Origin of the sequence: Methanosaeta sp. UBA458 (assembly GCF_002496085.1) — an archaeon.
Lineage (GTDB): Archaea > Halobacteriota > Methanosarcinia > Methanotrichales > Methanotrichaceae > Methanothrix > Methanothrix soehngenii.
Map to the genome: position 1 here is coordinate 1 of NZ_DAIK01000121.1, position 10,300 is coordinate 10,300.

Sequence of the window (10,300 nt, forward strand, 5' to 3'; positions counted from 1 at the left end):
CCTCTCTGTCTTGATCAATGTCACTGAGGAGCGGGCATCCAGGATGTTGCCCGCTTGATCTCTTTCTATCGACCCCGATTTGAGGAGAAAGACCCTGGGCAGCATCTCGTCAGGTCTCATAGCTGAGCTCATTTCTCTGGGCGGATTCAAGTCAGGTAGAGCTTTTTCAGCTTCTCGTTCAGCCTTTCCACCTGTTTGGGTGCCGTGCCGATGTACTGATGGGGATCGAGCAGGGCGCTGATCTCCTCAGGCTTCAGGAAACTTCTGACCGTCTCGTTCTCCAGAAGGACATCCAAAAGCTCCCTTTTCTCCTCGAAGGCGGTCATGCTGCTCTGGCGCATGATCTCATGGGCCTGCTGGCGCCCCACTCCTTTTTTGGCCAGCTCCACCATCACGTTCTCCGCCATATTCAGGCCATGCAGGAGCATGAGGTTTCGCTCGATGTTATCCGGCCTCAGCCTCATATTGCCCAGGGTGCGAACGGCCAGGGCGAGGATGTGGTCGGTGAATATGAAGGCCTCCGGAAAGACAATCCGCTCGCAGCTGCTGTTGGTCAGATCGCGCTCATCCCAGAGGGGAATGTTCTCAAAAGCGGGGATGAGCTGCGCCCGCACCACCCTCGCCAGGCCGCAGATCTGCTCGGACTTGATCGGATTTCTCTTGTGGGGCATGGTGGACGAGCCCACCTGCTTTTTGCCAAAGCCCTCCTCCACCTCGGCGATCTCCGTCCTCTGCAAGGTCCTCATCTCGATGAAGATCTTATCCAGGGTGGAGGCGACGAGCGCCATCCAGCATACCATCTCTGCATGCCTGTCCCTCTGCACCACCTGATTGGAGACGTCCACCTCGAACAGCTCCAGGTGGCTCATAACCCTCTCCTGAATCTCCATGCCGAACCGGCCATATGCGGCCTGGGTCCCCACGGCGCCAGACATCTTGCCCACTGCCGCCCGGGGTCGCAACTCCACGAGCCTCTGGATATGGCGCCCAACCTCTGAGGCCCAGATGGCGAACCTCAATCCGTAGGTGGTGGGCACTGCTATCTGGCCGTGCGTCCGGCCGGCGCAGACCAAGTTTCTGTTCTGCATGGCCAGGTCCAGGAGAAGAGCGAGCATTTTTTTCAGCTTCTCCTCCAGGATTTCCAATGAGGCCTTGATCTGCAGGCCGGTAGCGGTATCCAGGATATCATTGGAGGTCGCTCCCAGGTGGATCCACTCCCCGAATTTAGGGCTTTGTTCGGCCAGGGCGAGCACAGTGGCCATCATGTCATGGCCGATCTCATCCTCAATCTCCTTGGCCCTCTGGGGCCGGGTAACCTCTGCCGCCCGAGCGATCTCCTCTGCCGCCCCGGGGGGAATCATTCCCAGCTCCTCTTCCGCTTGAGCCAGGGCCGCCTCCACCCGGAAGAGACAGCGCAGCCTGAAATCCTCTTCCCAGATGGCCTTCATCTCTTGTGTGCCATATCTGAACTCCATGGGGTGAATAGACATGGCAGGATGGATGGCAGAGGGGATTGATGGAGCTTTTGGTCTGAGAGATAATCGAATATCTATCCTCTATCTCTTCATCCGCCAAAGGACGAGGATCAGCACAAGGCTTGCGGCCAATGCCCCTGGAGCGGGGCTCTCCTTCTGGCTTTCAGCGGGCTTGTCGGGCTGGGCAAGAGGTTCCGTCTCAGGCTCTTGGAATTCTCCTGCTGGTTCTGCATCCTCCAGGGCGGGCTGATCCACTCTCACAGGCTCAGAGGCATGATTGCCATTTCTTCCAATGATGTTGACATAGCCGGTCTTCTTTCCGGAAGGGGCACCAGCGACGACCACATCTGCCACAAAGGAGTAGTTGCCGGGAAGAAGATCTCCCGCCGCAACAATACAATCATAGTTGGTCACTCCCTGAGGGAAGATGTTCTGGATCTTCTTGGGGCAGGTGATCGTCAGCCCCTCTGATACATTCCTGAAGACCAGCTCCACATAGGCTCTGTCGCTTCCCAGTCCCTTGACCGAGACCGTGAAGTTGGCCTCGCTATTAGGCAGCATCTCCACCGGTGTGATATCGATCACCTGAAACCAGTACGATGCATTTGCCTGGCTTGGAAGAAGCAGAAAGACGGCCAGCAGAAGGAGGAAAAAGCAAGCTCTCATAGGATTTAATTGTCTGGATGATTATAAAGATGTTTCGGAAAGCGGCGCAATATCCATCATACGACTCTTTCACCCCCATAAATTGGGAAAGGCGAGAGCTCTGAATTCTAATTCAAGTGGCGAAGAGTAGCAGCAGCAGTACAAGCAGCCTTACCATTATGCTGATGCCCGCTGATACGGCGGTCAGGGAGACTCCCAGCCTTACGCCGAAGATCGATGTATAGTTGGGCAGAGTTGACCTGATGGTGAAGACGGGCAGCATGAACATGCTTCCCAGCATCAGGACCATCAGGGCTTTCAGCTCCGATATACCGCCATTCTGGATCAATGGTCCGAGGAGGACGATTCCCGCCTTGGGGCTGGCCACATAGATGGTCAGCGGGATCACAGTCTCTGCTGGGATCCGGAAGATGCTGGCAAGAGGAGCCACGTTCAGCGACTGCAGTATTCCCGCCTCGCTCAAATAGAGAACGAGAAATGTCATAATGAAGTAAAGTGATGCTATCCGCAAAAACAGCTTTTTCTGACCGCTCAGTGATTTTCGGGCTGCATCTATGATGCTCTTCTCCTTTGCAATTGGTGAAGGCTCTAAAGAGGAGATGACCTCTCCTGCCAGATAGGCTCTGCCCAGGATTATGACAATCAAGAGCTTGATCAATCCCGTAGACAGAGACACAACAGCATAAGCTCCTCCCACATAAAGGCCCAGCACCGGAACTACAAAGGCCAGCTGATAGGTGAAAAGCTCTCTGAAATAGACCGGAACGCTGTTCATCAGAGCGGAGAGAAAGGCCTGACGATCGCTCAACTGCCCATCATGCCGGAGCCTGGCGGTCATGGCATTTGCCGCCAGGGCAGATCCCAGGCCTACCACAAAGGTGGAGGCTGCGGCTGCAGGCAGGCGGGATAATGAGACCAGGGGACTGGCAAGATAGGAGAACCTCTGAAAGAGGCCCATCTCATTCATGATGCCGGTAATAAAAAGCATCAGGAATACGGTGCCCATAGTATAGACGGTCCCGTCCAGAGTCTGCCAGAGTATATCGATCAATTCCGCTCCCAACCTCCGAGTTGAATGAGCCTTCAGGATGGACTCGAGGTCGAATCAGCCCTCATATCCGGGCAGCACTGTCCTCTTGCGGGCCATATCCGCAAGAGCGGTCCTCCTGCTTCTCCCACCATATCTTCACCCGGATCGATGAGCCGTTCAGAACAAATGCCCCCTCCTCCCATTTCATAGCCTTTTCCAGATAATCACGCAGCACAGCCTTTTGTTCTTTGGTATCAGCCCGGGCCTGGGGGGCAAGCTCTGCCACCGCATCCTCCAGGGTGGAGTGGCGCTGATCATGCCTCATTCTGAAGGTGGTGATATTCGGATAGATGCCCATCTGGTAGAGCACATTGTAGAGCACGTCGCTCATTGGACCGCAGATATAATCCCTTCCATGCAATCTGGGCCAAAGCTCCTTCCACATCCCGCTCCAGGTGCTCTCCCCCGCGAAATGGTAGAGATAGATGTATCTGGATGAAGCCTGGATCATCTTCTCAATGGCATTGCGGATGTCAAACATCCCTAAAGAGAAGGATGCAACCACCACATCATAAGGAGGATCCAGATCACTGGCCACATCCACCTCCTCCCAACGCTTCTGGACGATGGTGATGTTCTCGACGCCATACTCGGCCATCTTCTCTCTCATGACGCTGCACATGCCGTCTGCCGGCTCCACCGCCGTTACATGTGTCGCTTTTTGGGCTAAGGGGATGGCCAGGGTGCCGGGCCCGGCGCCGATATCCAGCACGCGAGACTTTTCTGTGATATCCGTCTCCCAGATAACTCTTTCAATCCTGTTCTGCTCCTTTTTGCACATATCCCAGAATCTAAGAGCGCTCTCTTTGCTGCTCCAGATGCGGGCACAATCCCTGCCGGGGCTTGACTCTCTGCTCCGCTTCATCTGGCTCTTCCAGATCTCGTTCCAGTCGATATCTTTTCCTGGGTCGATCATTGTTGCTGCATCCTCTCCTATTTTAAATCGCTTCAGCTCTCCTCATATATTGGCTTCTCGGGAACCAGGTAGATCGTCCAGAAGACCAAAAGAGTGATCGCTGCTTTGACGATCATATTGGTCCAGATCATCTGCACCAGCCCTTGAGTTCCCAAGATACCCATAAAGGCGATCACCGGAAAGAGAAGGCTGTCTATGGGTATGGAGACGGCATTGGAGGCGAAGACTCGCGTCCATTGGGGCCAGCTTTTGCGCGCTCCACGGGTCCAGATGCGATAGACCCTGGTGTCGATCAGCTCCGCCAGGAGGGCAGTGAGAATTGAGGCTAAGACGATTCTCATCTGCAGGGAGAGGACCGACTGCCACCCCTGGCCTGAGCTGTCCAGGATCCCGAAGAGAAATGTCCAGGCCGCCTGCCCACCGCTATTTGCCCAGTCAGTCTGGGCGGGCAGGAGGACCACGAACTGAAAATAAATGGCCGCAAGCAGATTAAAGCCCGCTGCCAGCCAGATGGTGGTCAAGGCCGCCCTCTCTCCCAGCTGCTTGTGGATCAGGTCCCTCCAGGTGAAGGTCAGAGAATAGATGAAACCGGCATCCATGACCAGGCTGCCGAAGCTTGTGACCTTGGTGGCGGCGATGTTTCCCGCCAGGGAAAAGAAGAGGTAAAAACCGCAGAGGATTATGGTGGCCTGAGTCTTATCGAGCTTCAGCCGTCCCCATGAGACCGAAGATCCTTTCTGCTCCGGAATCTCTTTAGCTAAATCGCTTTTAGCCATCTGCCCCTGAGCTCCATGAAGCTGCCACATCTTATGCTTTCCCTTATACTCTCCATCAGCCGAAGCATGAAATGGAGGTTATGCAGGGTGGCCAGTCGGAAGTAGGAGAGCTCTCCTGATACGTACAAATGGCGGAGATAAGCTCGGGAATATCTGCAGCAGGTGGGGCAAGAGCAGGCAGGATCAACGGGCAGATCGTCCTCCTTGAACCGGGCGGACTTGATATTCAGGCGGAACTTGTTTTGCCGCGATCCACCGGACTGGGGCGATAGGAGAAGGCTTCCTCTGCGAGCGATCCTGGTGGGAGAGACGCAGTCGAAGGTATCGATCCCCCTGGCCACGCACTCGAAGATGTCATCTATCTCACCGATCCCCAATAGGTGCCGCGGCCGGTCGTCCAGCCTGGGAATCGTCCAGTCCAAGACCTGATGCATATCCTGCTTGCTGTTGCCTAAAGATCCGCCGATGGCTATGCCGTCAAAGGGCTGGGAGACGATGAAGTCGGTGCTCGTCCGCCTCAGGTCCTCAAACCACCCTCCCTGGATGATTCCGTAGATGGCCTGGCTCTTATCATGATAGCGAATGGACTCTTCCGCCCAATCATGAGTCCTGTACATGGCCTTTTTAGTATAATCGTAGTCTGACAGGGGGGAGGTGCACTCGTCAAAGGACATGATGATATCTGAGCCCAGGTTTGATTGAATCCTCATCGACCTTTCAGCATCCAGGAAATGCCAGGCCCCATCGGCCATGGACTTGAAAGAGATGCCCTGGTCTGTGATCTTTGTCAGGTTCTCCTTCCTGGCATTCTTCTGCCCCTTCCCGTCCGCCCTTTTGGATCCTTCCTTCGACCCCCCTCCGTAGCTCTTCCTGTAGTTTGATCTGTAGATCTCGCTCTCCAATGGTTCCTCTTCGCACTGTTCATCGCCCTGCTGCTGGCAGTCATTTCCCTCTGGAATAAGGTTCAGCTCCTGCGGGAAGATGTTGCCGATCTTGGCAATGTTATGCTCTCTTCCAAAGCCCAGGGAAAAGGCTTGAAAGCCGCCCGAGTCGGTGAAAAGGGGGCGGGAAAATCCCATGAACTTGTGCAATCCCCCCAGCCGCCCGATCAGCTCGTCTCCGGGCTTCAAGTGAAGGTGATAGGTGTTGGCCAGGGCACAGGAGACGCCCAGGGACACCAGGTCATCGGAGCCCAGAGCGCGCACGCTGCCCAGGGTGGCCACGGGAACCAGATAGGGAGTCTGGATGTCACCCCTTCGGGTTTTTATCAGCCCTGCTCGGGCATTGCTCACCTGATCCCGGTCCAGTATCTCAAAGGAAAATCCGCTCATCTCGGTCTGCATCCATGCAACTATGTCATTAATGGACTTTATGGCCCTTTTTTCCCTTTTTCTCCTCCGCTATTGAATCGGATCATGGGCAAACTTATTTAACAGGATGCATTAAGGTCTGGGGAGGTGTTAAACATGTCAAAGAGCCGAATGGTTTTATTCATGCTGCTGTGTATATCTCTTCTCTCCATCAATGCCTTGGCAGATGATGAGAACTTCAGTGTGAACATCTCCGCGAGCAAGTTCCTGGGAAGCTATCTGGTGAACGAGACGGGATTTGCCCTTTACTACTACCAAAATGATAGCAGTCTCGATGGAATGAGCACCTGTAATGATGATTGTGCAAAGATGTGGATGCCCTTTTATGTTGAGGATCTGACCCTGCCTGAGAGCCTCAATCCATCCAACTTCGCCACCATCGAGCGAGCTGATGGTTCTAAGCAGACGACCTTCAAGAGCTGGCCATTGTACCTCTATTCCCGGGACAGTTCACCAGGAGATGCTCGCGGGAATGGCCTGGAGGATGATCAGTGGCGCGTCATCGATCCGGCCAATCAGCCCGAGCTCATCTGAAGAGCAAAAAATTGGTGATTAAGCTCTAAATAGCGATTTAAGGCCCCAAACAGAGGCCTCATACCCTTTTATGATGGAAACATCTGGAACCCGCGGGGGAATTTGAAGCCTCTCTTGCCCAGCTCCTCATCCGCTGCCCGGAGGGCTTTTGGATCGTTTCCGGCAGCCAGCACCCTCTTCAGAACACCGTCCGAGGACTCCTCCTCTTCCACCTGCTCGTCCACATACCACTGCAAGAATTTCCGTGTCATTGCGTCCGATTCGCTCTCGGCCACTGCCACCAGATCATGAATCATCCTGGTCACCGCCCGCTCGTGCTCCCAGACGTGAGCAAATGCCTGCTGGGGCGACTCCCAGCTATGCTGTGGCGCCTCCACGGCGAGCATCTTCGCCTTCTCGCCGGAAGCGGCAACATAGTCCAGCAATTTCATGGTGTGGACCAGCTCTTCTCCTGCCTGAACCCTCATCCAGCTGGCAAACCCCCTGAATCCGATGGATTCAAAGTAGTAGGACATGGAAAGATACAGATAGGAGGAGTATAACTCCCGATTTGCCTGATAATTGAGGGCTTCATTCATCCTTTCGCTGAGCATAGTGATCTCCAAGCAGACAAAGCAGCAGATTCTGAGCTTTACTCCACCTTATTGAACAATTCCTTTCCCACGCCGCACTCCGGACAGGTCCAGTCATCCGGCAAATCCTCGAAAGCCGTCCCTGGTGCTATGCCGGATGCCGAATCCCCTTTCTCTGGATCGTAGATATATCCACAGACAGTGCATACGTATTTGTCCATTTCTGTCTCACCACTCCTTCGTTTTTGCCTTCTTGCTAGATGAAACTTTCCAGCTTGGATCCGATCTTATCCCCTCTCGCCAAGAGCGGCTTCGTCTGGCTGTAGGCCTGATCGAATCGCGGTGCGTCAATCTGATAGAACTTGCCCAGGGGTATGGGCGACTCGGAGTCGTCATAGCTCCAGCGGCGTATGATCTCCTGGGCCTGGTCAAAGCTGGCGGCATCGTTTCCTTCCACGGAATAGGTTCTCCTGTTATAGCTCTCATACATATTGAAGTAAGAGACGCAGACCTGTAAGACATCCACAAATGAGAAGCCTTTGTGCAGTATCGCCTCTTTAAAGAGGGTCTGAAGCTGCTCAATCCCGTGAGAGTAGCCCCGGGCGATGAAGGTGGCGCCGGCAGAGAGCATAAGGTCCAGAGGGTTCAGGGGTCGCTCAATGGATCCCTCAGGAGTGGACTTGCCCCGGAATCCGGTTGGTGAGGTGGGCGTGTACTGGCCGGTGGTCAGGCCGTAGACCCGGTTGTCATGTAAGATCAGGGTTATGTCGATGTTCCTCTTGGCGGCGAAGATCAGGTGGTCCAGACCCTCAGCCAGGCTGTCGCCGTCTCCAGAGAAGCAGATCACATTAAGATCGGGGTTGGCCAGCTTTATGCCTGTGGCAACGGGAATGGTCCGGCCGTGGATGGAGTAGAAGCTGTTCACATCCAGGTAGTCCACGATCTTGCCGTGGCAGCCGATGCCCGAAACCAGGACGGTGTTCTCTACTGGGAATCCCTCCTCGTCCATTCGGGCGAGGACCGCTTTTATTGCATTCAGAATGGAGAAGTTACCGCAGCCGGGACACCAGGTATTGCGGGCAGTGGTGGATAGGTCCTGAGGCTTCATGCTTCCCTCCTTTCCAGCTCGATTTCAAGATCGTTCAGGGAAAAAGGCCGGCCGTCGTATTTCAGGATTCGATCATCGACATCGATGCCATACTGGCGGCATAGAGTTGCCAGCTGGCCTGTGGCATTGCATTCCACAGCGATCAGCCTCTCCACACCCCTGAGGGCATCCTTTAGCCTATTCTCAGGGAATGGCCAGAGAACCAACACCTGAACTGCCCTCAGTCCCAGACTATCGGCGGCCTCTTTGCATACCCCCTTGTTCGAGCCCCAAAACAAGAGGCAGGTCCTGCTCCTCTCATCACCTAAGAGCTTCACAGTCTCGTATCCCTCCAATTCCCTGGCCAGGGATTGAGCCTTGAGCACTCTTTTGTCGCTCATCTCCCTTGTTATCTGAGGGTCCTCAGTGGTTATGCCTGTGGCATCGTGCGCATAGCTGTCCGCCTTTATCACCTGCCCCCTCTGAGGAGGATAGGCCAGTGGAGAGACGCCGGTATCGGAGTGGCGGTAGCGATGGTAGTCACCCTGCTCATTCCATAGCTGTGCCGGTCGAGCAGTCTCTGCCTTTCCTGTAAGCCCGAGGTCAAGGCTATACTGGCTCTCGCTGACGATCTTATCCGAGAGGATAAACGCGGGAATCTGATATTTCCAGGCCAGGTTCAAGGCTGCAGCAGACCAGAGATATGCATCCTCTGCGTCACCCGGGGCGATCACCAACCTGGGAAACTCCCCCTGGCCGGCATTGATTACAAAATGCAGGTCGCCCTGTGCGGTATAAGTGGGAAGGCCGGTTGAGGGCCCGGTCCTCTGAGCCACGACGATGGCCAGGGGGATCTCAGCCATCCCCGCCAGGCTGAGGGCCTCGGTCATGAGACAGAATCCTCCTCCTGAGGTCCCCACCGCCGCCCGGACACCGGCATAGGCGAATCCCTCTGCCATGAGGATCACGGCGATCTCGCTCTCCGGATGGACGACCTTCAGGCCGAACTCCTCCGCCGAATTGGCCATGAAGTCAAGAATGGCCGAGGATGGGGTCATGGGATAGGCCACATAGGCCTCAAGACCTGCCCTGATCAGGCCCAGGCTGATGGCCTGGTTGCCGGTGATGATGGGCTCAGGACTGTTGTCCAGCCATGCGATGCGGCAGAACTCCGAGGCCTGGTCATATCCCCGGCGGGCGACCTTGAGGTTCAGTTCCAGCTTCTTTGGGATATGCTTTTTCAAGACCACTTCCAGCACCGTCCATTCGATGCCTACCGCATGACAAAAGGCACCCAGAATGCAGCTGTTCTTCATAACTGAAGGGGCCCCCTCCTCTTTCAGGATGCCGGTGACGGAAATGCCGCAGCTCTTCTCGGCTATGCCCTCTCCCATTACGTTATCTGCATCGAAAATGAAAATTGAGCCCTCCTTGAGGCGGCCGGAATGTCTATCCACGGTATCCTGATTGAGGGCGATGAGCAGGTCTATCTCATCTCTGCAGACGCCGATCCTCTCGGATGAGGCTCTGACCATCGAGAAGTTGTGCCCGCCTTTGATCAGAGAGGGATAGTCGTAGTACATGAATATGCGATAGCCCAGGCGGTTCATGAGCCGGGCGGCAGTCAGACCCGCCTCGTTTATGCCGTCACCGGCGATGCCGCCTATGAGGATAGAGAAGTCTTCCATCAAATCACCCTGTGCAATTCAATGCAAATAATTTGTCTTTATCTTTGATTGTATAAAGCCCCTCGCATTGGTGCTATCATATAACATATTGAAGAATTCTTCTCTGTTTAACTTGTAGGATTGCGA

General features: G+C 54.8%; 11 protein-coding genes. 1 reads left to right on the forward strand and 10 read right to left on the reverse strand.

Translation table 11 applies throughout. From position 1 onward, the window contains the following. Window positions 1-146: 146 nt before the first annotated feature. The 6 genes from purB to tgt all read right to left on the reverse strand — a co-directional run bounded on the left by purB (window position 147) and on the right by tgt (window position 6,266). On the reverse strand, window positions 147-1,490 hold the full coding sequence (purB, locus tag BP822_RS08745) for an adenylosuccinate lyase (protein ID WP_286878139.1): 1,344 nt from the start codon (window positions 1,488-1,490) through the stop codon (window positions 147-149). Window positions 1,491-1,556: 66 nt separating this feature from the next. Then, window positions 1,557-2,141, reverse strand: coding sequence for a hypothetical protein (locus BP822_RS08750; RefSeq protein WP_286878140.1), 585 nt, complete (start codon window positions 2,139-2,141; stop codon window positions 1,557-1,559). 112 nt (window positions 2,142-2,253) lie between these two features. Further along, window positions 2,254-3,192 (reverse strand): nucleoside recognition domain-containing protein, encoded by a 939-nt coding sequence (locus tag BP822_RS08755; RefSeq protein ID WP_286878142.1) that lies wholly within the window; start codon window positions 3,190-3,192, stop codon window positions 2,254-2,256. A 61-nt stretch (window positions 3,193-3,253) separates the two neighbouring features. Next, window positions 3,254-4,147 carry a class I SAM-dependent methyltransferase gene (locus BP822_RS08760; RefSeq protein ID WP_286878143.1) on the reverse strand — a complete coding sequence of 298 codons (894 nt, stop codon included), beginning with the start codon at window positions 4,145-4,147 and terminating at the stop codon, window positions 3,254-3,256. Window positions 4,148-4,179: 32 nt separating this feature from the next. Further along, complete coding sequence (locus tag BP822_RS08765) at window positions 4,180-4,923, reverse strand: VUT family protein (protein WP_273278421.1); 744 nt, start codon at window positions 4,921-4,923, stop codon at window positions 4,180-4,182. Then, window positions 4,905-6,266 carry a tRNA guanosine(34) transglycosylase Tgt gene (tgt, locus tag BP822_RS08770; protein WP_286878144.1) on the reverse strand — a complete coding sequence of 454 codons (1,362 nt, stop codon included), beginning with the start codon at window positions 6,264-6,266 and terminating at the stop codon, window positions 4,905-4,907. Before tgt ends, BP822_RS08765 begins: the two co-directional genes overlap by 19 nt. Window positions 6,267-6,389: 123 nt before the next feature. Here tgt and BP822_RS08775 point away from each other — a divergent pair, with 123 nt between their 5' ends. Beyond that, complete coding sequence (locus BP822_RS08775) at window positions 6,390-6,827, forward strand: hypothetical protein (protein WP_013720098.1); 438 nt, start codon at window positions 6,390-6,392, stop codon at window positions 6,825-6,827. Window positions 6,828-6,895: 68 nt separating this feature from the next. Here BP822_RS08775 and BP822_RS08780 read toward each other — a convergent pair whose 3' ends face one another. The 4 genes from BP822_RS08780 to BP822_RS08795 are packed head-to-tail and all read right to left on the reverse strand — an operon-like array spanning window position 6,896 to window position 10,174. Then, entirely contained in the window at window positions 6,896-7,420 is a 525-nt protein-coding gene (locus BP822_RS08780; protein ID WP_013720097.1) for a ferritin, read from the reverse strand. A 38-nt stretch (window positions 7,421-7,458) separates the two neighbouring features. Next, window positions 7,459-7,620: a rubredoxin gene (gene rd / locus BP822_RS08785; protein WP_013720096.1), complete on the reverse strand. Its 162-nt coding sequence runs from the start codon at window positions 7,618-7,620 to the stop codon at window positions 7,459-7,461. A 35-nt stretch (window positions 7,621-7,655) separates the two neighbouring features. Beyond that, window positions 7,656-8,507 (reverse strand): thiamine pyrophosphate-dependent enzyme, encoded by an 852-nt coding sequence (locus tag BP822_RS08790; RefSeq protein WP_273272253.1) that lies wholly within the window; start codon window positions 8,505-8,507, stop codon window positions 7,656-7,658. After that, window positions 8,504-10,174 carry a 2-oxoacid:acceptor oxidoreductase subunit alpha gene (locus tag BP822_RS08795; RefSeq protein ID WP_286878145.1) on the reverse strand — a complete coding sequence of 557 codons (1,671 nt, stop codon included), beginning with the start codon at window positions 10,172-10,174 and terminating at the stop codon, window positions 8,504-8,506. Before BP822_RS08795 ends, BP822_RS08790 begins: the two co-directional genes overlap by 4 nt. Between the last annotated feature and the right edge of the window lie 126 nt (window positions 10,175-10,300).